Source organism: Streptomyces naganishii JCM 4654, from assembly GCF_014650575.1.
Lineage (GTDB): Bacteria > Actinomycetota > Actinomycetes > Streptomycetales > Streptomycetaceae > Streptomyces > Streptomyces naganishii.
The window spans coordinates 150,734-174,327 of sequence record NZ_BMVF01000009.1 but is presented as its reverse complement, the minus strand read 5'-3'; the positions used below and the strand labels follow the sequence as shown (position 1 = coordinate 174,327).

The following is a 23,594-nucleotide window of genomic DNA, read 5'->3' as shown; positions in this document are numbered from 1 at the left end:
GGGCCGCCCCCGTAGGGGCCTGCCCGAGCGCCACCACTGGCCCGCCCCCCGTACGGGCCTGCCCGAGCGCCGCCCCTGGGCCGCCCCCGGTACGGGCCTGCCCGCGAGAACGCCCGGCCGGCCGGGACCCGCGCCCGGTCGGCCCGGGGCCCGCGTCGCCCTGCTGCCTCGTGAGCGACCGTGTGCCGGGACGGCGAAGCGAGGCGGTCCGAACAGCGCGGTCCAGGGACGAACGGCCCTGCCGTCGCACCCGGGGGGAGGAGCAGGCTGGGTGTCGCGTACGGACGGCTGATCTCACCGCCAGGGAGGCGGGTGGCAGGCATGAGCGCCGAGGTCGCGGGTGTGGCCGAGGAGACACGGGTGCTGGTCGTGGAGGACGACCGCGGCATCGCGGAGTCGCTGGTGCGCGGTCTCCGGCAGGCCGGCTACGCGGTGGAGGGCGTCGGAACCGGCCGGGCGGCGCTGTCGGCGCCCAGTGCCGATGTCGTGCTGCTCGATCTGGGGCTGCCCGACATCGACGGTGTCGAGGTGTGCCGGAGGCTGCGGGCGCGGTCGGACGCCGTGATCATCGCCGTCACCGCACGGGGCGAGGAGGCGGACCGGGTGGTGGCGCTGGACGAGGGTGCCGACGACTACCTGGTCAAGCCGTTCGGGCTGGCCGAACTGCTCGCGCGGATCCGGGCCGTACTGCGCCGCCGGCGCCCGGCGGAACCGGAGATCCTCCGCCACGGCCCGCTGGCGCTCGACCTTCGCACCCGGCAGGTCTCGGTCGGCGGGCACGTGGTCGCGCTCACGCCGAAGGAGTTCGCCATCCTGGAGTGCCTGGCCGCCGACCCCGGCCGGGTGGTGAGCCGGCAGCAGATCCTGGACCGGGCGTGGGACGCCCACTGGTACGGCCCGACCAAGGTGGTCGACGTGCACATCGCCGCGCTGCGCCGCAAGCTCGCCGTGCCGGGGCTGATCGAGACCGTCTACGGGCACGGGTTCCGGCTCGGGGCGGTCCAGGAGTCCCGGGAACGGTCGTGACCCGCCGGATCACCTGGACGCTCCTGGTCCTGACCTCTGTCCTGCTGGTGCTGGCGGTCGTACCGCTCGCGGTGTTGATGACGGCCCGCGAGCGTGTGGCCTTCCGCGACAGCCAGCGGGCGGCCACCCGGGTGATCGCCGCGGTGGCCGAGGAACACCTCTCCGACCACAAGCCGGCCACGGTCATGCGCCAGGAGCTGGACGCCGCGGCCCGCGTGGGGGACTGCGCCGCCGTGTACGACGCCTCGGCGCGGCTGGTGGCCAGTACGCCCTGCGGGGCGGCCCGGGGAGTGGAGGCCGAGGAGCTCGCGGAGAAGGTCCTGTCCGGACACGAACCGGAGCCGCCGGAGAACGAGGGCCGGCTCCTGACGGCGGAGCCGGCCGGTGAGATCCGCGCACCCTCCGGCGCGGTCGTCCTGGCCCGCTCCGCGGCCCCGCTCGACGCCCGGATCTCCGCCATCTGGGGCTGGTCCGCCGTGATCGCCTCGGCGGGGCTCGCCGCTTCCGTGCTGCTGTCCGTCCGCCTCGCCCGCTGGGTCAGCCGCCCCTTGTCGAGACTCGACGCCAGCGCGCAGCGGCTGGGCGAGGGCGCGCTCGACGAGCGGGCCGACGTCGGCGGCGGGCCGTCGGAGGTGCGCCGGCTGGCCGCCACCTTCAACACCATGGCGGCCCGCATGGAGGCCCTGGTGCACGGTCACCGGGCCGTGCTCGCCGACGTCTCCCACCAGCTGCGCACTCCGCTGGCGGCGCTGCGACTGCGGCTCGACGTCCTCGCCGCCGGCGCGGGGGGCGACACCACCGAGGAGCTGGCCTCCGCCGAGGAGGAGATCGCCCGGCTGTCCCGGCTGGTCGACGGGCTGCTCGCGGTGGCGCGCGCCGAGCAGGTGACGACCCGGCCGGTGGCCGTCCGGGTCGACGAGGTGGTGGCCGAGCGGGTGGCCGCCTGGTCGCCGGTGGCCGAGGAACGCGGCGTACGGCTGACCGCCCCGGACGGCCCGGCCCTGTCCGCCGCGCTCGGCGCGGGCCACCTGGAACAGATCCTCGACAACCTGATCGCCAACGCCGTGGACGCGGTACCCGAAGGCGGTCACGTGACGCTCGACCACCGGGCGACGGGCGGACTGGTCCGCGTGCGCGTGCGGGACGACGGCCCCGGGATGAGCCCCGAGGCGAAGGCGGTCGCCTTCCGCCGGTTCGGCAACCCCGAGGCCAAGGGCACTGGCCTCGGGCTCGCCATCGTGCACCGGCTGGTCACCTCCAACGGCGGTACGGCGCGGCTGGAGGACACCCCGGGCGGCGGGTTGACCGTCGTACTGGAACTGCCGCTGCGGCCGGAGGCCTGACTCCGGCCGCAGCGGCGGGGACGACAGGACGGCCCAAGATCTTTACCGGTTCTGAGAAGTACGTGAGCGAGTTCCTGGCTGCCGTCGGCACAGCCTGGGAGTGCACGCGGCCCATCCGGACCGCCGCGACACCAGGAGCCGCCGCCATGGCACCTTCACCCGACGACTTCGACCAGACCCTCCCCCCGGCCGGTTCACCCCGCGCACGCGAGCGCGGGCTGCGGCGCGCCCGCCGCCTCACCCGGTGGCTCGCCGTCACCGCCGTGGCAGCGACGGCGGCCCTCGGCGGCTTCTACACCCACCTGGTGCCCGGGAGTTCGCCCTCCGCCGCGCCGTCGCCCCCACCCGGACAGAGCCCGCCGACGTCGTCCGCCGCCCGGGAGGACGACGAGGCGGGCGCCGCGGACGACGACGAGGCAGCGGCCGTGACCACACGGCCCGCACCGCAAGCCCCGGCCCAGCCGCCCACCTCCACCCAGCAGAAGCCGCACACCACCACGGGGGCGTCATGACCACGCGCGCCCCGGAGCCGGCCCTCGCCAAGGTCAGCTTCCCGGCCCTCGGCACCACGGCCGAACTGCTCGTCACCGAGCCACGCGCCCTGCCGGCCGCGGAAGTGATCCTGCGCGCCGAACTGGCTGCCGTAGACCGCACCTGCAGCCGTTTCCGCGCCGACTCCGAACTGACCCGGATCAACCTCGGCGCAGGCACCCCGACGACGGTCAGCGAGGGCTTCGCCGAGGCCCTCCATGCCGCGCTGCGGGCCGCACGGCTCACCGACGGCGCGGTGGACCCCACCGTCGGCCGCGCGATGCGCGCGCTCGGCTACGACCGCACCTTCGTCTCACTGCGCCCCGACGACGTCCGCCCGCTGCCGGCGCCCCGGCCCGCCCCCGGATGGCGCCGCATCGCCTACGACCCCCACACCCGGCGGCTGCGCCTGCCCCCGTCCGTCCACCTCGACCTGGGCGCGACCGCCAAGGCCCTCGCCGCCGACCGCGCCGGCCGCGACGCCGCCGCGGCCACCGGCTGCGGCGTCCTGGTCAGCCTCGGCGGCGACCTCGCGACGGCCGGACCGGCGCCCGAAGGCGGCTGGCGCGTCGCCCTGGCCGACGACCACGCCCGGCCCGCCACGGACCACGGCCCCGCCGTCGCCCTCAGCGGCGGCGCGCTGGCGACCTCCGGCATCCGCGTGCGCACCTGGCGGCGCGCCGGACGCACCCTGCACCACATCGTCGACCCCTCGACCGGAGAACCGGCCTCCCCCGTCTGGCGCACCGCCACCGTCACCGCCGCCACGTGCGTGGACGCGAACACCGCCAGCACCGCGGCGATCGTGCTGGGCGAACGGGCCGTCGACTGGCTGCGCTCCGCGAACCTGCCCGCGCGCCTGGTCGGCCTCGACGGCCGCGTCGTGCGCCTCGGCGGCTGGCCGCCCGACCTGCCCGCGCCCTCCCCCCAGCCCGCCGGAGGTTCCCGATGACGCTCCTGGCCCTGACCGGCGGCCCCCTGTGGTACGCCAGCCGCGCCGGCGGCACCCTCACCCTGATCCTGCTCACCGCCACCGTGGCGCTCGGCATCGCCTCCGGCGGGCGCGCCGTTCCACGCGGCGTCGGCCGGTTCGAGATCGGCCTGCTGCACCGCAACCTGTCCCTGCTCACCCTGGTGTTCCTCGCCGTGCACGTCGTCACCGCGGTGCTCGACCCGTTCGTCCACCTGGGATGGGCCGTGGCCGTGGTGCCGTTCGGTGCGTCGTACCGCCCGCTCTGGCTCGGGCTGGGCACGGCCGCACTCGACCTGCTCCTCGCCGTCCTCGTCACCAGCGCCCTGCGACGGCGCCTGGGCGTGCGCCGCTGGAAGGCCGTGCACTGGCTGGCGTACGCGGCCTGGCCGCTGGCCCTCTTCCACAGCGCCGGCACCGGTACCGACACCCGGCTGCCCCTCCAGCTGTGGCTCTACGCCGGATGCCTCGGCGCGGTGGTCGCCGCCGTGTGGTGGCGGCTGGCCAAGGCCGGCCCGGGCCGCGTCCCCGGGCGCCTGGTGGCCGCCGTGGCCGCGACCGCCGTACCGGTCGTGCTCGGCGCGTTCCTCGCCACCGGGCCGCTGCAGCCGGGCTGGGCCCAGCGCGCGGCCGCTACCACGGTCCTCCTCGGAGGTGGACGGTGAACTCCTCAGCCACCGCACGACTCACCACCCGCCACCTCGCTGCCGCTCCGGGTGCGCCCCGGCTCCTGGCGGACTGGTACGCCACCGGGCGGCCGGCCGCCCTGGCCGACCACCTGGGGCGCCACGGGCCGCCGCCCGTCGCCGCCGCTGTGGGCGGCCGCGGGTCGATGCCGCTGGTGGAGGCGGTCGAGGCGGCCGGGCTCAGCGGGCGCGGCGGCGCGGGCTTTCCCACGGCCCGCAAGCTGCGCGCCGTGGCGGAACGCCGGGGCCGAGCCGTGGTCGTCGTCAATGCCATGGAGAGCGAACCGGCCAGCCGCAAGGACCAGTTCCTGCTCCATGTGGCACCCCACCTCGTGCTCGACGGTGCGGTGCTGGCCGCGGCCGCGGTCGGCGCGGACACCGTCCACGTGTGCCTGCCCCGTGATCGCTCCGCCCAGTACCGGCGGCTGAGCGCGGCTCTCGACGAGCGCCGGCGCGCCCGCGTGGACCGGGTGCGGCTGCGGCTGCACGCCCTTCCGCACGCCTACGTCTCCAGCGAGTCGACCTCTTTGGTGCGCTGGCTCAACGGAGGCCCGGCCCGGCCGCAGGGCAGCCCGCCGCGCACCCACGAACGCGGCGTCGGCCGGCGTCCCACGCTCGTGAACAACGCCGAGACCCTCGCCCACCTCGCTCTCATCGCCCGCCACGGACCCGACTGGTTCCGCCGGGAGGGAACCCCGGACGAGCCCGGCACCACGCTCGTCACCGTCTCCGGCGCGGTCGCCGCCCCGGGTGTCCTGGAGGTCGCGCTCGGCACCCCGCTCGCCACGGTCCTCGACCACGCCCAAGGACCCGCCCAACCCCTGCGGGCGCTCCTGCTCGGTGGTTTCGCGGGCACCTGGCTCCCCGCGGCACATCAGGACACGCCCCTCACCCGGCGCGACCTTGCTCCGCTGGGTGCCGCACCCGGCGCGGGCGTCCTGATCGCGGTCGCCGGCCCGGTCTGCGGACTGACCGAGACCGCGCGGATGCTGGCCTACCTGGCCGCCCACAGCGCCCGCCAGTGCGGCCCGTGCCACCTCGGGCTGCCCGCCGTCGCCGACGACTTCGCCGCCCTGGCCGCCGGGCGGGCCGACCCGGGCCTGCTGTCCCGCCTGCGCCGTCGCACCGGCCTGCTGGCCGACCGCGGCGCCTGCCGCCATCCGGACGGTGCCGCCCGCCTCGTCGCCTCCGCACTGCACACCTTCCCGGACGACGTCGGCCACCACCTCACCCGCGGTGCCTGTCCCGCCGCCCACCAGCCGCCCCGGATCCCCGTACCGCCCGCGACACCCCCGGAGAGATGGCGATGAGCCGCCCCCGAACCCTGCGCATCGACCGCATCACGTGCACCGGCCAGGGCCTGTGCGCCGAACTCCTCCCGGAACTGATCGCCCTCGACGAATGGGGTTACCCCGTCCTCAAGGACCGGACCGTCCCCGACCGGCTGCGCACCCACGCCCGCCGAGCCGTCGCCGCCTGCCCCCGCCTGGCCCTGCACAGCGACCGGGGCCGGCCATGACCGACCGGCACACGCGTGTACCGGCTGGCCGGCCCTGAAGCAGGGCCGGACGTCCCCTGCCGCCGAGACCCTGTGCGCGATGTGATGGACAGGGACCGACCCGGAGGTCGCCGACCCCACGGTCACCGCGCCGAACAGACCGAGGTACGCCATGAGTCATCGCCCCCTCCCGGCATGGCTGCGCCGTCTGATGGCAGCAGTCGTGTCCGCACGTCTCGAACCGATCCTGCTGGCCGTCACGGCGGCGGCCCTGACCGCCGGCGGCGTCGCCTGGCTGGCCGGTGCCGGCGGCCTCGCCGACCTGTTCTGGGGGCTGGGGACCCTGGCCGCCGTCGTTCCCGCGGTGGGATGGGTGCTCACCGCGCTGCGGCACGGGCACGCGGGTGTGGACCTGATCGCCGTCCTCGCGCTCGGCGGCACCCTGGCGGTGCGCGAGTACCTGGCCGGCGCCCTGATCGCGTTGATGCTGGCCTCCGGCCGCACCCTGGAGGCCGCGGCCCAGCGGCGTGCCTCACACGACCTGCGCGCCCTGCTGGAGCACGCGCCGCGTTCCGCGCGCCGCCGCACCGACGCGGGGGTGGCCACGGTGCCGCTGGCCGAGGTCGCTGTCGGCGACCTGCTCGTCGTCGGCCCCGGAGAGGTGGTTCCCGTCGACGGCCGCGTGGCGAGCGTCGCCGCCGTTCTCGACGAGTCGGTGCTCACCGGTGAACCCCTCCAGGTCGAGCGGGTGCGGGACGAGACGGTGCGCAGCGGAGTGGTCAACGCCGGTGGCGCCTTCGAGCTGCGCTCCACCGCCACCGCGGAGGACAGCACCTACGCGCGGATCGTGCGGCTGGCCCAGCAGGCCGGCGCCGAGTCCGCGCCCGTCGTACGGCTGGCCGACCGCTACGCCGCCTGGTTCCTGCCCCTGTCCCTCCTGGTGGCGGGGCTGGCCTGGCTGATCAGCGGCTCCGCGGTGCGCGCGGTCGCGGTCCTGGTGGTCGCCACGCCCTGCCCGCTGTTGCTGGCCGCCCCGGTCGCCATCGTCTCCGGCCTGTCCCGCGCCTCCCGGCTCGGCGTCGTCATCCGCGACGGCGGCGCGCTGGAGAACCTCGGCCGGGCCCGCACGCTGCTGCTGGACAAGACCGGCACCCTCACCCGCGGCCGCCCCCGCGTCCTCGACGTGATCGCCGGTCCCGAAGCGAAACCCACCGAGGTCCTCCGTCTGGGGGCCTCCCTCGACCAGTACTCGCCGCACGTCCTGGCCCAGGCCATCGTCGACACCGCCCGCGAACGCAAGCTGGAGCTGTCGGTCCCGGCGGACGTCACCGAGGAGCCCGGCCGGGGCGCCACCGGCACCGTGGACGGGCATCGGGTGTCCGTCGGCCGCATCGGCGCCACCGGCGACCGCCCGGGCTGGGCGAAGGCGGTCGACAACCGCGCCCTCCTCGACGGCGCGGCCGTCGCCTGGCTCACCGTCGACGGACACCTGACCGGCGCCGTCCTGCTCCGCGACCCCCTGCGGCACGACGCCCCGCGCACCCTGCGCCACCTGCGGGCGGCGGGCATCGAACGGCTGCTGATGCTCACCGGCGACCGGTCCGCCCCCGCCCGTGAGGTCGCCGCCGTCCTCGGCCTGGACGACGTACGCGCCGAACTCACCCCGGCCGACAAGGTCGCCGCCGTACGCGCCGAACGCGAACGCGCCGTCACCGTGATGGTCGGCGACGGCGTCAACGACGCCCCCGCCCTGGCCGCCGCCGACATCGGCGTAGCCATGGGCGCCCGCGGCTCCACCGCCTCCTCCGAAGCCGCCGACATCGTCCTGACCACCGACCGCGTCGACCGCCTCGCCGACGCCGTCACCATCGCCCAGCGCGCCCGCCGCATCGCCGTGCAGAGCGCCCTCGGCGGCATGCTGATGTCCCTGGCCGCCATGGCCGCGGCCGCCGTCGGATTCCTCCCGCCCGCCGCCGGCGCCCTGCTCCAGGAGGGCATCGACATCGCCGTCATCCTCAACGCCCTGCGCGCGCTGCGCACCGACCAGAACGCGCGACCCGCCCTCACCCCCACCGCCGAAGCGCTCATCCACCGCTTCGCCGCCGAACACGAGGACCTCCAGGACGTCCTCGAATCCGTACGCGACGCCGCCGACCGCCTCTCCGACTCTCCCGGCCCCAAGGCCCTCACGGCCGTCGAGGAGGCCCACCGGCTGCTCACCGAACGGCTGCTGCCCCACGAATACGCCGAAGAGCACCAGCTCTACCCCGCGCTCGCACCCACCCTCGGCGGCCCCGAGGCCACCGCCACCATGAGCCGCGCCCACACCGAGATCGAGCGCCTCTCCCGCCGCATCGCCACCCACCTGCAACTGGCCCACGTCAACAGCGGCCTGACCCCGGAACAACTCGACGACCTACGGTCCTGCCTCTACGGCCTCAACACCGTCCTGCGCCTGCACTTCACCCAGGAAGAGGAGAACTACTTCTCCCTCGCCCCGTGAACGTCGGCGTGAGAGGGCTGATCTGCCCGGTCCTGCAACCCGGTCAGCAGGTACGCCGCGCCGCCCGCGCGGTCTCCCCGGCGAAGGGGCGATGAACGTTTCCGGTCGCCGAGGTGAAAACACTCTCACCGGCCCATCAAGTTCTACAACACGTAGTACTTTTCTGACCGGCCAGAGCCGCTGCGCGCGTCGCCCGAAGCCTCACCTGCCTGCATTCCGAGTCGAAGGTCATCCATGTCCGTCCTGACCTACCCCGAAGCAATAGGCGTCGGCCTGCTGCAAGGCGTCACCGAGCTGTTCCCCGTCTCCAGCCTGGGGCACAGCATCCTGATCCCCGCGCTCCTGGGCGGGCACTGGCAGCACGACCTGGACGTCTCCGCCGACGGCTCCCTGTACCTCAACGAACTGGTGGGCCTCCACCTGGCCACCGCGCTCGCACTGGTGGTCTTCTTCTGGCGCGACTGGGTCAGGGTGATCCGCGGACTGGTCACCTCGATCACGCAACGCCGCGTCCGGACCGTGGACCAGCGACTCGCCTGGCTGATCGTCGTGGCCTGCATCCCGGTGGGTGTCGCGGGCATCGCGCTCGACAAGGTGTTCCGCACCACGCTCGGCAAGCCCGTACCCACCGCGATCTTCCTGGCCCTCAACGGCATCGTCCTCTTCGTCACCGAACAGCTGCGGCGCGGCGGCACCGGCCGCCGACGCGCGGAGGACGCCGTCAAGCCGGGCGAGGAGCACCTGAGCCCGGACGAGCTGTCGGACCTGCGGATCACCCGGATGACCATGCGCCAGGCCGTGACGATCGGCGCGGCCCAGATCCTCGCCCTGCTCCCCGGCATCAGCCGCTCCGGCACCACCATCAGCGCGGGCATCTTCAAGGGCCTCAACCACGAGGACTCCGCCCGCTTCGCCTTCCTGCTCGCCACGCCCGTGATCGGCGGAGCGGCGCTGCTCAAGCTGCCCCCGCTGCTGGGCCCCGAGGGCAACGGCCTGCGCGGACCGCTGCTGGCGGGCAGCGTCGCCGCCTTCGTCGCGGCCTACCTCGCGACCCGTTTCCTGGTCAGGTACTTCGAGAACCGGACCCTCATCCCCTTCGCGGTCTACTGCACCCTGGCCGGCCTCGGCAGCCTGGCCTACTTCACCGTCGCCTGACCCACCGGCCACCCACTCGTACGTCGCCGGATGTAACGGGTGCTACATTCCAAGATGTGTCGAACGTGGAACCGGTGAGCCGATGGCTCGTCCTCGTGCTCAAACTGCCCGCCCAGCCGTCGCGGCACCGCGTGGGCGTCTGGCGGGAGCTGCGCGGGATGGGCGCGCTCTCGCTCGGCCAGGGCATCTGGGCCGTACCGGACGTACCGGTGTTCGCCGACGGCGTCGCGCGGGCGATCGCGCTGACGGAGCAGGCCGACGGGCAGGTCGTGACGTTGAACGCCACCGGGCGTGGCCCCAAGGACGCCGTCCGCCTGAAGGAGATGTTCGGTGCCGCACGGTCGGCGGACTGGGCGGAGTTCCTGGCCGACTGCGGCAAGTTCGAGGCGGAGATCGCCAAGGAGATCCGCGTCGCCAAGTTCACGCTTGCCGAGCTGGAGGAAGAGGAGCAGTCGCTGGAGCGGCTGCGGCGCTGGCACCGGGACCTGACCGCACGCGACGTGTTCGGGTCACCGGAGGCGGCCGAGGCGGGCCGGCGGCTCAAGCAGTGCGTGTCCGCCTGCGAGGGCTACGCCGAGCGCGTGTTCGCCGCCCTGCACCAGGCCCCTGAGACGGAACAGTGAGCGCGACCGGCAAGACCGCCCCGGCCCGGCGGATGTGGCCGCTGTACGCCGCGGGGTTCACCACCGCCTTCGGCGCGCACGGCATCGCCGCCAGCCTCGGCGGCCACGCCGAGGGCGCGGTCACCTCGCTGCTGGTGCTCGGCGGGCTGCTGACCCTGTACGACGGTGCCGAGGTGCTCCTCAAGCCGGTCTTCGGCACCCTCGCCGACCGCGTCGGCGCCCGGCCCGTGCTGCTCGGCGGCCTCGTCGCCTTCTCCGCCGCGTCCGCGCTGTACGTCGTCGCGGACCGGCCCGGCTGGCTGTGGGCGGCCCGGCTCGGTCAGGGTGCCGCGGCCTCCGCCTTCTCCCCGTCGGCCTCCGCTCTGGTCGCCCGCCTCAACCCGGCGGCGAAGCACGGCCGGGCGTTCGGCAGTTACGGCTTCTACAAGTCGATCGGCTACACCCTGGGCCCCCTGCTCGGCGGCGTCCTCGTGTGGGCCGGAGGCCTGCGGCTGCTCTTCGCGGTCACGGCCGTGCTCGGCGCGGCGGTCGCCGCCTGGGCCGCGCGCGCCGTTCCCGGCGTACCCCCGCTGCCGAAGGACCGGCAGACGGTGCTGGACCTGGCCCGGCGGCTGGCCGACCCCGCGTTCCTGGCCCCGACGGCCGCACTCGCGGCGGCGACGGCCGCGCTGTCGGTCGGGGTGGGGTTCCTGCCGGTCTCGGGGCGGGCGGCCGGGCTCGGGACAGTGGCCACCGGTGCCGCCGTATCGGTGCTGGCCGCCTGCGCCGCCGTGGTCCAGCCGCGGGCGGGGAGGGCGCTGGACCACGGGCGGCTGACGACCCGCTCGGGCATCACGGCGGGGCTTGCGCTCACCGCGGGCGGGCTGGGGTGCGCCATGCTGCCGGGCCTGGCCGGCATCCTCGCCGGCGCCGTTCTGATCGGCGCCGGAACCGGTCTGATCACCCCGCTCGGTTTCGCCGCCCTGGCCTCGTCGACCCCTCAGGAGCGCCTGGGCCAGACCATGGGCGCCGCCGAGCTCGGCCGTGAACTCGGCGACGCGGGAGGGCCGTTGCTGGTCGCGGTAGTCGCCTCGCTCACCACCCTCACCCACGGGTACGCCGTGCTCGCCGCCGTCATCGTTCTCGGCCCGGTCCTCAGCACCGTACGGCGACGTCTCGCCGCGGGGTGAGATCCGACCGCGCGAGGCGGCAGCCGGCTCACCGCACGCGGTTTCTACAACATGTAGTAGATTAGGCGGACGGCCACCACCGATTCACCGTGATGACACTGTTCTGCCATCGCGGACGTGGTCATCGACCGTCGGCGCAGGGCCGTTCCGCGTCGTCTCATGCTGACTTGGAAGGACGTGCCCATGACCGCGGCCGCCACCGCACACCTCGCCTTCGACGGCTCCGGCGTCGACGGGTCGCTGTTCACCTCCGTCACCGACTTCGCCCGTGACACCAAGTGGCTGAACACCCCCCTGGAGCTGTGGACCAACGTCGGCCTGGGAGTCTTCGCGGTGCTCATGGTGATGGGCTGGTGGAACGCGCGCCGCCGCGGTGCCCGGGCGATGACCCTCGCGCTGGCCGCACCGGTCGCCGTCGTGGTCGCCTTCGCCGCCGCCGAGGTGGTCAAGAAGATCGTCTCCGAGGTACGGCCATGCCGGTCGATGCCGCACGCCTACATCGTCGACGCCTGCCCCGCGCCCTCCGACTACGCCTTCCCCAGCGGCCACACCACCGTGGCCGCCGCGACCGTGGCCGCGCTGTTCCTGCTGGACCGCCGCCTGAGCGCGATCGCGGCCCTGTTCGCCGTGGTGGAGGGCTTCACCCGGGTGTACGTCGGCGCCCACTACCCTCACGACGTGCTCGGCTCCGCGGTCCTCGCCCTCCCCGTCGCCTACCTCACCAGCCTGGCCCTGCGCCGCTGGGCCACCCCGCTGGTGGCGTCCCTGAGCGGCGGCGCACTGCGCCCGCTGCTGACCGCCGAGCCCGCCGTCCCGCAGCCCGCACGGTAACGTCCCCACGCGCCCGCCCTCCAGCACACCGTCTCGGCGGAGCCCGGCAGGCGGCCGGCGCGGCTGAGCCTGGGCCTGGGCCTGGGCCTTCCGCGGTAGGTGCGGCGGGATTCCCGGCTCTGGGCCGGCCGCACTCGGTCACGGCGACCGGTGTCACGGCACGGCCGCCGCCTCGCCGTCGCGGTGGTCGCGGCCGCCTCGCCGTCGCGGTCGTCCGGCCGTCGCGGTCGCGGCCGTCGCAGCGGCGCACCACCTGATCCACCGCCGTACCCCTACGGCGCCTCGTCGGCTTCCGCCACGGGCGACCTGGCCACCTCCGCCGCCGCCTCATGCCCCTCGAGCCGGCGCCCGGCAGTCACGCTGCCGGGCCTCAGCGCCACGGGCGGCACGACCGCCGGCGCCGAACCCGGTTCGGCACGCGCGCACAGAGTCTGAAACGCGTTTACCGCGCGCTCACCCGCACCGCGGTCGCGTGGGCGTGCATCGCGGCCTCGAACAGCCGCTCCGTGTCGTGCGCCGTGACGGCCAGGCTCCCGCAGCAGGCCGCCATCAGGACCGAGAACGCCACCATCACGCCGACGCGATGGCGTACCGGCGGAGCCAGCAGCGCCTGGACGCGTTGGGGCACCGGCCCGCCGGTCGCGGCCAGTGCCGCCTGCCCGGCCCGGCTCGACGCGAGGGCTGCCCGGGCGATCGCGCGGGCGACGACCCGCCGGTCCCCCACCGCGGCCCCGGCTTCCTCGTCCGCCCACCGCTCCACGGCGAAGGCCCCCGCCCGCTCCAGCGACCGCAGCAGCGGATTCACCACCGTCGTCAGGTGCAGGACCAGTGAGAAGACATGGTGCCGATGCCTCAGGTGAGCCCGCTCGTGGGCGAGCAGGGCCCCACGCTCCGGCCCGTCCAGCAGCCTCAGCATCCCGGAGGAGACGACCACCCGCCCCGGCAGGCCGAGCACGGCGAACGCGGCCGGCACCGGGTCGTCGACGACGGCCAGGTCCCCGCCCGCCGCGATGTCCCGGCACTCGCGCCAGGCATCGACCAGCGCCCGGCCCCGGCGCCAGGAAGCGAGGGTGAGACTCACCGTCAGGACCAGGATCACCCCGGCGCACACTGCGGCGATCTTCCGGCTCACCGGGTCCTCCGCCGCCAGCGCGCTCACCGACCACGGCCCCTGCGCCGCGACCAGCGGCACCTGGCCCACCGCGGTGAACGCCAGAATCGCCAGCTCGGTCACCCACGTACCGGCCGCCACGACCGCCGCGCACAGCATGGCCCACGCCCCCGCACGCGGCGGCATCCGGCGGCCCGCCCACGGCGCTCCCAGCGCCAGCACCGCGCTCACCAGCAGCGGCAGATACATCGGCACCGGCCAGAACACGCCTCGCCCCCAGGGTCAGGCGGAGGAGTCGCCGTGCAGCAGCTGCTCCAGCAACCGCTCGTCCTGCGCCGACAGCTCGGAGACGAACCGGGCCAGCACCGCCGCACGGTCCCCGCCCTCGGCCAGCAGCGAGTGCATCCCCGCCGCCGCGTGCCCGGCCCGGTCGTCCACGGGCGCGTACACGTAGCTGCGCCCCTCCCGGCGCCGGGTCACCCTCCCCTTGCCGCACAGCCGCGTCAGGATCGTCAGCAGCGTCGTGTACGCGGTGTCGGGCACCTGCTCCTGGACCACAGCCGCGGTGACCGGCCCGTCGGCCGCCCACAAGGCAGCCAGCACCGCGCCCTCCAGCTCGCCCCGCGCACGCCGCCCAGGCGCCCTCCGGCCGTCCTTGCCGCCGGCCACCCGGCACCTCCCTCGTTGTCCGGCCAGGTTGTCCTGGACCGCTCAAGCTACTACGAGACGTAGAAAAGGGGCCATCCGGAATCCCGAGGGCTGTGACCACGTTCCACTCGCATTGCCCACCGCACCGGCACCGCGAGCGGACACGGCCCCCCTCAGTCCTCGACGGTCCGGCGCACGCGGCGGGACGGGCCGAACTCGTACAGGTCGAGGATGTCGGGGGGTTCGGCGAGACCAGGGCCGCCGTCACGGACCCAGGCGGCTATGTCGGCGGTCGCGTCGGGGTCGTTGACCAGCCCGAGCCAGACCGGCCGGCCGCCCGCCGCCCGGCCGGCCGACGACGGCTGTACGACGATGACGTTGGCCTGCTCGCAGGCGTCGAGGCAGTTCACCGCGCGGACCTGGGCGACGGGTGCCAGTTCGGCCCTCAGAGCGGCCAGCTGGGCGGCGTGGTCGACACCGGGAACCTTCTCGGTGCCGCAGCAGCAGCCGCGGCACACGGTCACCGTGCACCGGGAAGCCGCCTGCGCGGGAGCCGCCTTCCGCCGGCTCACCCGGCCGCCCGCCGCCAGGCCGCCTCGCGCAGCAGCCGCAGCCCGTTCAGGCCGACGATGACCGTGGAGCCCTCGTGGCCCGCGACACCGAGCGGGAGCGGCAGGGTGCCGGCCAGGTCCCACACCACCAGGCCGGCGATGAAGACACCGGCGATGACCAGATTCTGCACGACGAGCCTCCGGGCGCTGCGGGACAGGGAGATGAGGGCCGGCACGGTGGCGAGCTCGTCGCGGACGATCACCGCGTCGGCGGTCTCCAGCGCGAGGTCGGAGCCCGCGCGGCCCATCGCCACGCCGGTGTGGGCGGCGGCGAGCGCCGGGGCGTCGTTGACGCCGTCGCCGACGACCATCGCCTTGCGCCCGTTGTCCTGCAGTTCCCTGACCGCGCTCACCTTGTCCTGCGGCAGCAGGCCGGCCCGTACCTCCTGGATGCCGGCCTCGGCCGCGAGGCGGGCGGCGGCGCGCGGGTTGTCTCCGGTGAGCAGCAGGGGCGCGGTTCCGGTCAGGGAGGACAGGGCGGAGACCGTCGTGGCGGCGTCCGCACGCAGCCGGTCGGCGATGCCGAGCACGCCCACCGGGGCGCCGTCCGCCATGACCAGGACGGCGGTGCGGCCCCCGTCCTCGAGTCCGCTCGCCAGAGCCGCGGCCGGCCCGAAGCCGGGGCCGGGTTCGGTGGCATCGGCGAGCAGCCGGGCGGGAGCGCCGATCGCGAGCGCGCGGCCGCCGACGGTGGCGGTCACGCCGATGCCGGGCCTGGAGTCGAAGTCCTCCGCCACCGGCAGGGCGAGCCCGCGCTCGCGCGCCGCCTCCACCACGGCACGTCCCAGCGGGTGCTCGCTGGGGTGTTCGGCGGCGGCGGCCAGCGTCAGCAGATCCGCCTCGGTCAGTCCGGAGCCGGTCAACGGCCGTACGTCGGTGACGCGCGGGGTTCCCTCGGTCAGCGTGCCGGTCTTGTCGAGCGCCACCGCGTCCACCTCGCCGAGCCGCTCCATGACCACGGCGGACTTCACCAGCACGCCGTGACGTCCGGAGTTGGCGATCGCCGACAGCAGCGGCGGCATGGTCGCCAGCACGACCGCGCACGGGGAGGCGACGATCATGAAGGTCATCGCCCGCAGCAGCGAGCCGGTCAGGGCGGCGCCGAAGGCGAGCGGGACGAGGAAGACGGCCAGCGTCGCGGCCACCATGCCCAGCGAGTAACGCTGTTCGACCTTCTCGATGAACAGCTGGGTCGGCGCCTTGGTCTCGGACGCCTCCTCCACCATGCGCACGATCCGGGCGATCACCGTGTCCGAGGCGTCCCGCTCGACCTGGACGCGCAAGGCGCCGGTGCCGTTGAGGGTGCCGGCGAACACCTCGTCCTCCCTCTCCTTGGTCACGGGCAGCGGCTCACCGGTGATGGTCGCCTGGTCGACGTCGCTCACGCCGTCGAGCACCCGGCCGTCGGCTCCGACGCGCTCGCCGGGCCGTACGAGGATCGTGTCGCCGACGGCCAGTTCCTCGATGGCGACGGTCTCCTCACGGCCGTCGGGGTGGACCCGGGTGGCCGTGGCCGGCGCGAGGTCCAGCAGCCCCCGTACGGAGTCGGCCGTGCGCGCCGTGGCGAGGGCCTCCAGCGCACCGGACGTGGCGAAGATGACGATGAGCAGCGCACCGTCCATCACCTGCCCGATCGCCGCCGCCCCGAGGGCGGCGACGACCATCAGCAGGTCCACGTCGAGCGTCTTGCCCCGCAGTGCCTGGAGTCCCGCCCAGCCCGGCTCCCAGCCACCGGTCGCGTAGGTCAGGGCGTACAGCGGCCCCCAGGTCCACGCCGGGGCTCCGGTCAGCTGCAAGGGCAGCGCGATCAGGAACAGGACGAGGGCGGCGGCCGCCCAGCGGGCCTCGGGGAGGGCGAGGACACGGGTGCGGCGACGGGGTGCGACGGTGTCGCGCGCGGGGGCGTGCCGGTCGGCGGGGGCCGGGGCGAGAGTGGAGGTCATCGCAGACGAGTCCTTCACGAGGGCATGGCGTTCTCGCGGACAGCCGGAGACCGGCGCCGCTCCTCCCACCGTACAGGACAGCATGAAGACCCATTCATGCGTTCATGGACGCTTCTCCGTAAGATGAAGGCCATGGGCCACGGAGCTGACGGAAAGACCACCGCCACCGCGCGCGAGCGCCTGGAGACCGTGGGCGCCGCCGACGTGGCCACCACTCTCCAGGCGCTCGCCACACCGTCCCGCCTGCGGATCCTGGCCCGTCTGCAGGAGGGCCCGTGCGCGGCGACGGAACTCGCCGACGCCGTCGGCATGGAACAGTCCGCCTGCTCCCACCAGCTCCGGCTGCTGCGCAACCTCGGCCTGGTCACGGCCGAACGCCGGGGCCGCTCGGTCATCTACGCGCTCTACGACAACCACGTGGCCGACCTGCTGGAGCAGGCCCTCCACCATGTCGAGCACCTGCGCCTCGGCCTGCGCGACACCCCGGCCGCCACCGAGGCGGCGACCGGGGTCCGCTGAACTCGGTGAAGAGAGGCCCGGGGGAAGCGGGTTGCGCCCGGCCAACCGGCACACCGCGTCATTCCGGAGGAATGCGGAACTCGAATTCGGGACGGTCCCACAGGACGGCGGGCGGGTTCGCGAGGGCGGTTCCGACCCGTACGGCGCCGACGCGGTGGTAGAAGTCCTCGGCGGGAACGTGCGACACGACCATGACGCGGTCGAGTCCGGCGGCACGGGCCTCGGACCGCATGTGCTCGACGAGCAGTCGTCCGATACCCCGGCCTTGCGCTTCGTCGGCGACGAACAGCAGGTCGAGCTCCGGTGGAGCGAGGACGAGCGAGTAGAACCCGAGGATGCGGCTCCCGTGCTCGCCGGCGCCGACGGCCACGAAGGTGCGGTGGGCCTCGATGTAGTCGGGGCCGACCCGGTAGCCCGCGACCAGGGACGCGTACTCGCCCTCGTAGGCGCCCGAGCCGCGCACGAGCCGTGTGAGCCGTTTGGCGTCCCGCGCGACGGCCCTGCGTATCGTGACCGGCTCACTGGCCGGAGAGGTGCGCGAACTCACCGGGAGAGTATTTCGCACCGGGCGGGGTGCCTCGGTACGAGGGGCCGGCCCCTCGAAGGAACATGTGCGCGCTCATGGGCCGACCCCTGCCTCCGGGCGCGGACCAGCGCCGACCCTGCGCCGCCGGCCGCCAAGAGCGGAACCGGTGCCGGAGCCCCCTCGTCCGGAGGTACCCTCGACGCACCGAGAGCTTTTCGCGCAGCGCGACCGGCGGTGCCGTTCCCGGCGAGTGACGAAACGGGCAGCCGGCCCACGGCTCCCGGGACGGGACCTCACGATGGAACCCGGCGGAACTCCGGCCGAAGGCGCATTCCCGGCCGACGCGCACACGTATCGCATGCCCACGCCCCGCTTGGCCCTCACCACCGACGTCGGCCACGGCCCGCTGGACGGGGCCTGGTGGCCGCGCTGCGATGCGCTGGAACTCGAACTCCCCTCGCTGGTGGGCTCCTTGGAGCCGGACCTCGAGACGGCGATAAGGGTCACCGTGGACCCCGCCGCATGGCCCGACACCCCGAGCACCGTCATGGCGCCCGGCCGGGTGATCGCCGTGGAGCCGGCCGGCCCCGGAGGTGAGACGCACGTCATCTCCCTCGACTGCGGCTCCGCGGGACGCTGGGTGCTCCTGGTCGTTCCGCCGGATGAGCCGGCCGGAACGGCCGCCCGGCTGCTGGTCGCCGCGGCCGACCCGGAGAACCCGCTGACCGCCGCGCGCATGCTGGCCCTCGCCGAGGCCGACCGCCTCGGGGGCGCGAAGGGGGCGGCGGAGTAAGGCACGCCGGCCCCTTGGCGCGCCTCTGGCCCGACCCCTGGCCGCCGGAGGCTACCCCGCGTCCGAACCGAGAAATACGCCGGAAGCCGGACGAGCACGGCGCATATACGCGGCCCCGCCGCGCCAGAAAATGCACCGCCCCCACGAAAACGCGTGGCCGTCTCCGCCCGGCCTGTGTTAATGTGAGCGCAGTTGCAGTTTTGGTTACCAGAGATTTTTTTCTTTGCAGAGCTTTCCGGATCTTTCCGGAGGGGTGATCATCGCGGCGACTCGGCTCCGTGAAGTGCGGAGTCCGACACTGCCCCCCAAGGGAGATTCAATATGGCATCTGGCACCGTGAAGTGGTTCAACGCGGAAAAGGGCTTCGGCTTCATCGAGCAGGAGGGCGGCGGCGCTGACGTGTTCGCCCACTACTCGAACATCATCAGCAACGGAGGCTTCCGCGAGCTTCAGGAAGGCCAGAAGGTCAGCTTCGACGTCACGCAGGGCCAGAAGGGCCCGCAGGCCGAGAACATCGTTCCCGCCTGACGCTGACGCGAGTCGTCGCGAGCCAGTGGTTCGCGCATCATGTGGCTGGGGCCCGTGCTCTTGGGGTACGGGCCCCAGCCCATTGATTTTTCCGTTTTCCGGATTTTCCGGACCGCCGCCCGTCTCCGCTCCGGCGTGCAGCCACGAGGCCCGGCTCTTTTTTCTTCGGCTCAATCTTGCGAATCCTCGTGCGGTCATCGCCGCTGGACGGAATTCCTCGATACGCCGCATCGAGGAAAGGTTCTTCCTTGAACCGTACCCCCCGTCACACCGCCACCGCTTCCGGCAGCCGCTCCCGTAGGCAGGGCACGGGCCGCCAGGGTCCCCGCCCGGCCACCGGACGGCGGACCGCTCCGGGCGCACGCTCGGCCGCCCCGCGCCGGCAGGAGTTCGCCCTGCCGGTCACCCTCACCGAGCCGCTGCCCGCGGTCGAGACGTTCGCCGAACTGGACATGCCCGAAAGGCTGCTGGCCGCGCTCCGCACCGAGGGCGTGACCGTGCCCTTCCCGATCCAGGCGGCCACGCTGCCGAACGCACTGGCCGGCCGGCACGTCCTGGGCCGGGGCCGGACGGGCTCGGGCAAGACGCTCGCCTTCGGCCTGCCCCTGCTGGCCCGTCTGGACGGACAGCGGGCCCAGTCCCGGCAGCCGCTCGCCCTCGTCCTCGTCCCCACCCGGGAACTGGCCCAGCAGGTCACCGACGCGCTCACCCCCTACGCCCGCGCCCTGCGGCTGCGGCTGGCCACCGTGGTGGGCGGCATGCCGGCGGGCCGCCAGGTGAGAGCACTGCGCGACGGCGCAGAGGTCGTCGTGGCGACGCCCGGCCGTCTCAGGGACCTCATCGAGCGGCGGGCCTGCCGACTGGACCAGGTCGCCGTCACCGTACTGGACGAGGCCGACCAGATGGCCGACATGGGGTTCACGCCGCAGGTCACCGCGCTGCTCGACCAAGTGCCGGCGAGCGGCCAGCGGTTGCTGTTCTCAGCCACGCTGGACCGCAACATCGACCTCCTCGTACGCCGCTACCTCCACGACCCCGTGGTGCACTCGGTCGACCCGTCCGCGGGAGCCGTCACCACCATGGAGCACCACCTGCTGCACGTGCGCGACGCCGACAAGGACACCGCCGCGACCGAGATCGCCGCCCGCGACGGACGCTCGCTACTGTTCCTGGACACCAAGCACGCGGTGGACCGGCTCACCAAGCACCTGCTGTCCGTCGGGGTACGCGCCTCGGCGCTGCACGGCGGCAAGTCCCAGTCGCAGCGCAACCGGACGCTGGCGCAGTTCAAGGACGGACACGTCACGGTCCTGGTGGCCACCAACGTCGCCGCCCGCGGCATCCACGTCACGGGCCTCGACCTCGTCGTGAACGTGGACCCTCCCGCCGACCACAAGGACTACCTCCACCGCGGCGGCCGTACCGCACGCGCCGGCGAGTCCGGCACCGTCGTCACCCTCGTGCTGCCGCACCAGAGGCGCGCGGTGGACCGTCTGATGGGTGACGCCGGAATCGCTCCGAGCACGGTGCAAGTCCGCCCCGGCGAGGCCGAGCTGCACCGCATCACCGGCGCCCGGACCCCCTCCGGCGTGCCCGTCGTCCTCGCCGCGCCGGTCGAAGAACGGCCCGGGAACACGCGAGCCGTCGGCCGGGACCACCGGAGCCGGGCCACCGGCCGTGGGAGGAGCGGCCAGGGCGCCGGCCGTGGCGGAAGAGGCCGGGCCGCCGCCCGGGGCCGTCAGGCCGCACCGAAGAACGACGCATAGCTCGCCCGGGAAGCGCTCCCCACGGTCGGAACGAGCCGCCTTACGTCCTGCCCGCCCCAACGAAGAGGAGAAGCCCTTGACGACGTTTCCGCCCCCGGCACAGCGGCCCGACAGCGCCGACGGCACCGGTCTGACCGCCCGCGACGCCATGGGCGCTCCCGGGCCGCAGGTCGACGATCAGACGGCGGTCGACGTGGCCCTGTCCGTCCTCATCGGTGCGCGCGTCCCGCATCTGCTCCTCCGGGACGAGGACGGCCGGTGCGTGGGACTGGTCACCCGGGCCCAGCTCGCGGCGCACCGCGTCGGCTCGTGGTACACCGACCGGACCCGGCTGCGGGACATCCCACTCGACCGCGGGCCGTTCACCTCGTCCACGTCGGTGCTCGGTGACGCGGAGGCCGCCATGCGGATCCGGACGCTGGACGTGTCCCCCGTCATCGACGAACACGGCTACGCCCTGGGCGTGCTCGCCCTCACGCCCTGACCGTCGTCCGGCCGCCGTCGAGCGGTCGGCCTCTCCGGTGTTCGTCCCGACCCCTGTGGAGGCAGCCATGCGCTGTGTCATCGCCAGATTCCCCTTCGACCTGATCAAGAGTGAGGTCGAACAGTCCATGAGCGGCGTCACGCCCGAGCCCGTCACCGGCGTGTCCGTGACCGTCGGCCGCCGCGTGTACCCCGTGATGCAGGTCGGGGAAGTGATCACCAGACAGAACCGCCGGGACTTCACCACGGGCGAGATGCGCCGGGCACTGACCCGACTCGGCTTCACCTGCCACGAGGCACGTCCGGCCAAGCCGGCCTGGGACGCCTGAGCCGCCGAGGAAACGCCCGGCGGGTGGCGGACCGGACGCGCGAACAGGTCCGTAGGGGTCGGCGGTTCGGCGATGAGCCGCCGGGCCGTAACCGGCCTCGTACGGTCCGCCGAACCGAGGGCGCCGGGCAGCGGCGCGGGCGGGCCGGCTGTTCCCGAACTCAGAGCAGGGGCAGGCCCACCAGGGCGGCCAGGGCGGCCACGCCCAGGGCCAGCCAGGCCACGTAGTCGCCGACGTGGCCGGAGTGCAGGCGGCGCAGTCCCGCGCGGGCCGTCGAGGCGGCGCGCATCAGGGGATGTACGTCGCGCAACGGGCGCGGTCCCCAGACGGCCTGGGCGGCGAGGGCCACCGCGAGGACGACGGACAGGACGTCGAGACCTGCCCCGGAGGCGGTCCAGTCGGTGTGCAGGGGCGACGGCGTGCGGTGCGGGACGGGCAGGGACAGGGCCCGCGCGACGTAGGCGGCCTGGTCGGTGAACGCCTCGGCCGCGTGTCCGAAGGCGGCGCCGGCGTGCGGGAGGACCCCGAGCACCAGGGAGCCGAGAACGAGGACCGTGATGGCGGTGAACATCGTGCGGGGCACGGTGCGCAGCGGCTCGGTCTCCCGTTCCTCCTGGGAGCCCGTGGTCTGCTCGCCGGAGCCGTCGCCGTCGGCGTCCTCGCGGACGGCCCCCCATCCGAAGTAGACGCGCATGCCGGCCCGCAGCACCGCGGCGCCCGTCACGGCGGAGACGAGCACGAACACCGCCGGCGCCCACGGGTAGCCGGCGGCCGTCAGGGCGTCCTCGGTGACGGCCTTGCCCAACCCGGTCCCGAACGGGGGCAGTCCGGCCAGGCCGAGGGCCGCGGCGAAGTAGAGCCAGGTGGCGAGGCCGGCCTTGCGGCCGCGGCCGTGCAGGGCGAACTCGTCCACGTTGCCGTGCTGGGCCAGCAGGATGCCCACGAGCAGGAACAGCGCCGCCTTCACCCCGGCGTGCCCGGCCGCGTACAGCGCGGCCCCGGCCGTACCGTCGGCGTCGACGCAGGCGAAGCCGAGGGTGAACAGCCCCACGTGCGCGATCGTCGAGTAGGCCAGCAGGCGCTTGAGGTGGCGCTGGAGGAAGCACATCAGCGCGCCCGTCAGGGCCGCCAGGGTGCCGAGGACGAGGAAGGCGCGGCGGATGTCGTCGTGCGGGAGGGAGGAGGAGAAGACCACCCAGTACACCCGGGCCGCGCCGTACAGGCCGAGCTCCACCATGACGCCGGAGAACAGCACGCACACCGGGGCGAGGGCGACCGCGTGGGCGTCGGCGAGCCAGAAGTGGAAGGGCACCAGGGCTGCCTTGACCAGGAAGCCGGTGAGGATCAGCACGAAGGCCGCCACGACCAGGGCGTCGGGCCGCCGGCCGTCGAGCAGCCGGCCGAGCTGGGGCAGGCCGAGCTGGCCGAAGCGGGAGTACAGGATGCCGACCCCGGCCAGGGACAGGTACGCGCCGAGCGAGTTGACGATGGCGAAGTTGAGGCCGCCCTGCACCGACGTGGGGTCCTCGATCTTCAGCCCGGTCAGCGCGTACGCGACCGCGCCCATCAGCTCGAAGAAGACGAACATGTCGAAGACGTCGCCGGACAGGCTGAAGCCCTCCATGCCGGCGAGGAAGAGCAGCATCAGCGCGTGGAAGTACCCGTGCACGGCCGGGTAGTGGCGCCGGCTGAACAGCAGGGCGCAGCTGACAAGGCCGCCGATGAGCACGGCCAGGCCGCCGCTCATGGCGTCCGCGACGAGCGGGATGCCCACGCCGAGGCCGCGCGCGGGCTGCCAGGCGCCCTGCCAGGCCACCGTCCGCCCGCCCGCCGCCTGGGCCAGGACGAGTCCGGCACAGGCGGTCACGGCCAGGGCGCAGCAGATGGCGAGGGCGTCCAGTGCCGCGTGGGGCAGCCTGCTGCCCAGGGCGATCAGCAGGCAGGCGACGACGATCGGCAGGGCGACGAGGAACGGCAGCAGATTGACGGCGGTGTGGGCCAC

Annotated in this window: 24 protein-coding genes; 18 read left to right on the top strand and 6 right to left on the bottom strand. The window is 74.3% G+C overall.

What is annotated here, in order from left to right; all coding sequences use genetic code 11:
* Window positions 1-321 precede the first annotated feature (321 nt).
* From IE217_RS18565 to IE217_RS18510, 12 genes are all read left to right on the top strand, one after another.
* Complete coding sequence (locus tag IE217_RS18565) at window positions 322-1,026, top strand: response regulator transcription factor (protein WP_190179008.1); 705 nt, start codon at window positions 322-324, stop codon at window positions 1,024-1,026.
* Entirely contained in the window at window positions 1,023-2,369 is a 1,347-nt protein-coding gene (locus tag IE217_RS18560; protein ID WP_190179007.1) for a sensor histidine kinase, read from the top strand. Before IE217_RS18565 ends, IE217_RS18560 begins: the two co-directional genes overlap by 4 nt.
* A 146-nt stretch (window positions 2,370-2,515) precedes the next feature.
* Entirely contained in the window at window positions 2,516-2,881 is a 366-nt protein-coding gene (locus tag IE217_RS18555) for a hypothetical protein (RefSeq protein ID WP_190179006.1), read from the top strand.
* Window positions 2,878-3,852 carry an FAD:protein FMN transferase gene (locus tag IE217_RS18550; RefSeq protein WP_190179005.1) on the top strand — a complete coding sequence of 325 codons (975 nt, stop codon included), beginning with the start codon at window positions 2,878-2,880 and terminating at the stop codon, window positions 3,850-3,852. The genes IE217_RS18555 and IE217_RS18550 overlap by 4 nt, the downstream gene beginning before the upstream one ends.
* Window positions 3,849-4,535 carry a ferric reductase-like transmembrane domain-containing protein gene (locus tag IE217_RS18545; RefSeq protein ID WP_190179004.1) on the top strand — a complete coding sequence of 229 codons (687 nt, stop codon included), beginning with the start codon at window positions 3,849-3,851 and terminating at the stop codon, window positions 4,533-4,535. Before IE217_RS18550 ends, IE217_RS18545 begins: the two co-directional genes overlap by 4 nt.
* Window positions 4,532-5,866, top strand: coding sequence for an NADH-ubiquinone oxidoreductase-F iron-sulfur binding region domain-containing protein (locus IE217_RS18540; protein ID WP_190179003.1), 1,335 nt, complete (start codon window positions 4,532-4,534; stop codon window positions 5,864-5,866). The genes IE217_RS18545 and IE217_RS18540 overlap by 4 nt, the downstream gene beginning before the upstream one ends.
* On the top strand, window positions 5,863-6,075 hold the full coding sequence (locus IE217_RS18535; RefSeq protein ID WP_190179002.1) for a ferredoxin: 213 nt from the start codon (window positions 5,863-5,865) through the stop codon (window positions 6,073-6,075). Before IE217_RS18540 ends, IE217_RS18535 begins: the two co-directional genes overlap by 4 nt.
* Before the next feature lie 190 nt (window positions 6,076-6,265).
* Complete coding sequence (locus IE217_RS18530) at window positions 6,266-8,557, top strand: heavy metal translocating P-type ATPase (protein WP_190179125.1); 2,292 nt, start codon at window positions 6,266-6,268, stop codon at window positions 8,555-8,557.
* 234 nt (window positions 8,558-8,791) lie between these two features.
* Window positions 8,792-9,712, top strand: coding sequence for an undecaprenyl-diphosphate phosphatase (locus tag IE217_RS18525; protein ID WP_190179001.1), 921 nt, complete (start codon window positions 8,792-8,794; stop codon window positions 9,710-9,712).
* Between the two features lie 56 nt (window positions 9,713-9,768).
* The gene (locus IE217_RS18520; RefSeq protein ID WP_190179000.1) at window positions 9,769-10,335 is read left to right on the top strand and encodes a Chromate resistance protein ChrB; all 567 of its coding nucleotides are present in this window, start codon (window positions 9,769-9,771) and stop codon (window positions 10,333-10,335) included.
* A gap of 32 nt (window positions 10,336-10,367) precedes the next feature.
* Complete coding sequence (locus IE217_RS18515) at window positions 10,368-11,504, top strand: MFS transporter (protein WP_190179124.1); 1,137 nt, start codon at window positions 10,368-10,370, stop codon at window positions 11,502-11,504.
* 183 nt (window positions 11,505-11,687) lie between these two features.
* Window positions 11,688-12,335, top strand: coding sequence for a phosphatase PAP2 family protein (locus tag IE217_RS18510; protein ID WP_190178999.1), 648 nt, complete (start codon window positions 11,688-11,690; stop codon window positions 12,333-12,335).
* 442 nt (window positions 12,336-12,777) lie between these two features.
* Here IE217_RS18510 and IE217_RS18505 read toward each other — a convergent pair whose 3' ends face one another.
* The 4 genes from IE217_RS18505 to IE217_RS18490 all read right to left on the bottom strand — a co-directional run bounded on the left by IE217_RS18505 (window position 12,778) and on the right by IE217_RS18490 (window position 16,648).
* Window positions 12,778-13,713, bottom strand: coding sequence for a M56 family metallopeptidase (locus IE217_RS18505; RefSeq protein WP_190178998.1), 936 nt, complete (start codon window positions 13,711-13,713; stop codon window positions 12,778-12,780).
* Window positions 13,714-13,728: 15 nt separating this feature from the next.
* Window positions 13,729-14,115 (bottom strand): BlaI/MecI/CopY family transcriptional regulator, encoded by a 387-nt coding sequence (locus IE217_RS18500; protein WP_190178997.1) that lies wholly within the window; start codon window positions 14,113-14,115, stop codon window positions 13,729-13,731.
* A gap of 152 nt (window positions 14,116-14,267) precedes the next feature.
* Window positions 14,268-14,666: a (2Fe-2S) ferredoxin domain-containing protein gene (locus IE217_RS18495; RefSeq protein WP_190178996.1), complete on the bottom strand. Its 399-nt coding sequence runs from the start codon at window positions 14,664-14,666 to the stop codon at window positions 14,268-14,270.
* Complete coding sequence (locus IE217_RS18490) at window positions 14,663-16,648, bottom strand: heavy metal translocating P-type ATPase (RefSeq protein ID WP_190178995.1); 1,986 nt, start codon at window positions 16,646-16,648, stop codon at window positions 14,663-14,665. The genes IE217_RS18495 and IE217_RS18490 overlap by 4 nt, the downstream gene beginning before the upstream one ends.
* Before the next feature lie 132 nt (window positions 16,649-16,780).
* On the opposite strand from IE217_RS18490, the gene IE217_RS18485 reads away from it, so the two are divergent.
* Complete coding sequence (locus IE217_RS18485; protein WP_190178994.1) at window positions 16,781-17,167, top strand: ArsR/SmtB family transcription factor; 387 nt, start codon at window positions 16,781-16,783, stop codon at window positions 17,165-17,167.
* A 58-nt stretch (window positions 17,168-17,225) separates the two neighbouring features.
* Here the strand turns inward: IE217_RS18485 and IE217_RS18480 are convergent, their stop codons facing one another.
* A complete protein-coding gene (locus tag IE217_RS18480) occupies window positions 17,226-17,714 on the bottom strand; it encodes a GNAT family N-acetyltransferase (RefSeq protein ID WP_190178993.1) in 489 nt (162 codons plus the stop codon).
* Window positions 17,715-18,051: 337 nt separating this feature from the next.
* Between IE217_RS18480 and IE217_RS18475 the strand changes: the two genes are divergently transcribed.
* From IE217_RS18475 to IE217_RS18455, 5 genes are all read left to right on the top strand, one after another.
* Window positions 18,052-18,486 (top strand): DUF5994 family protein, encoded by a 435-nt coding sequence (locus tag IE217_RS18475; protein ID WP_190178992.1) that lies wholly within the window; start codon window positions 18,052-18,054, stop codon window positions 18,484-18,486.
* A 321-nt stretch (window positions 18,487-18,807) separates the two neighbouring features.
* Window positions 18,808-19,014 (top strand): cold-shock protein, encoded by a 207-nt coding sequence (locus tag IE217_RS18470; protein WP_020943091.1) that lies wholly within the window; start codon window positions 18,808-18,810, stop codon window positions 19,012-19,014.
* A 248-nt stretch (window positions 19,015-19,262) separates the two neighbouring features.
* Window positions 19,263-20,780, top strand: a complete 1,518-nt coding sequence (locus tag IE217_RS18465; protein WP_229865374.1) for a DEAD/DEAH box helicase — start codon at window positions 19,263-19,265, stop codon at window positions 20,778-20,780.
* Window positions 20,781-20,856: 76 nt separating this feature from the next.
* On the top strand, window positions 20,857-21,264 hold the full coding sequence (locus tag IE217_RS18460; protein WP_190178991.1) for a CBS domain-containing protein: 408 nt from the start codon (window positions 20,857-20,859) through the stop codon (window positions 21,262-21,264).
* A gap of 67 nt (window positions 21,265-21,331) precedes the next feature.
* Window positions 21,332-21,592 carry an SCO5918 family protein gene (locus IE217_RS18455; RefSeq protein WP_190178990.1) on the top strand — a complete coding sequence of 87 codons (261 nt, stop codon included), beginning with the start codon at window positions 21,332-21,334 and terminating at the stop codon, window positions 21,590-21,592.
* Window positions 21,593-21,752: 160 nt separating this feature from the next.
* Here IE217_RS18455 and IE217_RS18450 read toward each other — a convergent pair whose 3' ends face one another.
* Window positions 21,753-23,594, bottom strand: a complete 1,842-nt coding sequence (locus tag IE217_RS18450; RefSeq protein ID WP_229865372.1) for a complex I subunit 5 family protein — start codon at window positions 23,592-23,594, stop codon at window positions 21,753-21,755.

Coding starts and splice junctions, on each gene's coding strand:
- IE217_RS18475 (WP_190178992.1), top strand. CDS start 18,052: ATGCCCACGCCCCGCTTGGCCCTCACCACCGACGTCGGCCACGGCCCG.
- IE217_RS18470 (WP_020943091.1), top strand. CDS start 18,808: ATGGCATCTGGCACCGTGAAGTGGTTCAACGCGGAAAAGGGCTTCGGC.
- IE217_RS18535 (WP_190179002.1), top strand. CDS start 5,863: ATGAGCCGCCCCCGAACCCTGCGCATCGACCGCATCACGTGCACCGGC.
- IE217_RS18485 (WP_190178994.1), top strand. CDS start 16,781: ATGGGCCACGGAGCTGACGGAAAGACCACCGCCACCGCGCGCGAGCGC.
- IE217_RS18565 (WP_190179008.1), top strand. CDS start 322: ATGAGCGCCGAGGTCGCGGGTGTGGCCGAGGAGACACGGGTGCTGGTC.
- IE217_RS18550 (WP_190179005.1), top strand. CDS start 2,878: ATGACCACGCGCGCCCCGGAGCCGGCCCTCGCCAAGGTCAGCTTCCCG.
- IE217_RS18545 (WP_190179004.1), top strand. CDS start 3,849: ATGACGCTCCTGGCCCTGACCGGCGGCCCCCTGTGGTACGCCAGCCGC.
- IE217_RS18525 (WP_190179001.1), top strand. CDS start 8,792: ATGTCCGTCCTGACCTACCCCGAAGCAATAGGCGTCGGCCTGCTGCAA.
- IE217_RS18490 (WP_190178995.1), bottom strand. CDS start 16,648: ATGACCTCCACTCTCGCCCCGGCCCCCGCCGACCGGCACGCCCCCGCG.
- IE217_RS18555 (WP_190179006.1), top strand. CDS start 2,516: ATGGCACCTTCACCCGACGACTTCGACCAGACCCTCCCCCCGGCCGGT.
- IE217_RS18510 (WP_190178999.1), top strand. CDS start 11,688: ATGACCGCGGCCGCCACCGCACACCTCGCCTTCGACGGCTCCGGCGTC.
- IE217_RS18530 (WP_190179125.1), top strand. CDS start 6,266: ATGGCAGCAGTCGTGTCCGCACGTCTCGAACCGATCCTGCTGGCCGTC.
- IE217_RS18515 (WP_190179124.1), top strand. CDS start 10,368: ATGTGGCCGCTGTACGCCGCGGGGTTCACCACCGCCTTCGGCGCGCAC.
- IE217_RS18455 (WP_190178990.1), top strand. CDS start 21,332: ATGCGCTGTGTCATCGCCAGATTCCCCTTCGACCTGATCAAGAGTGAG.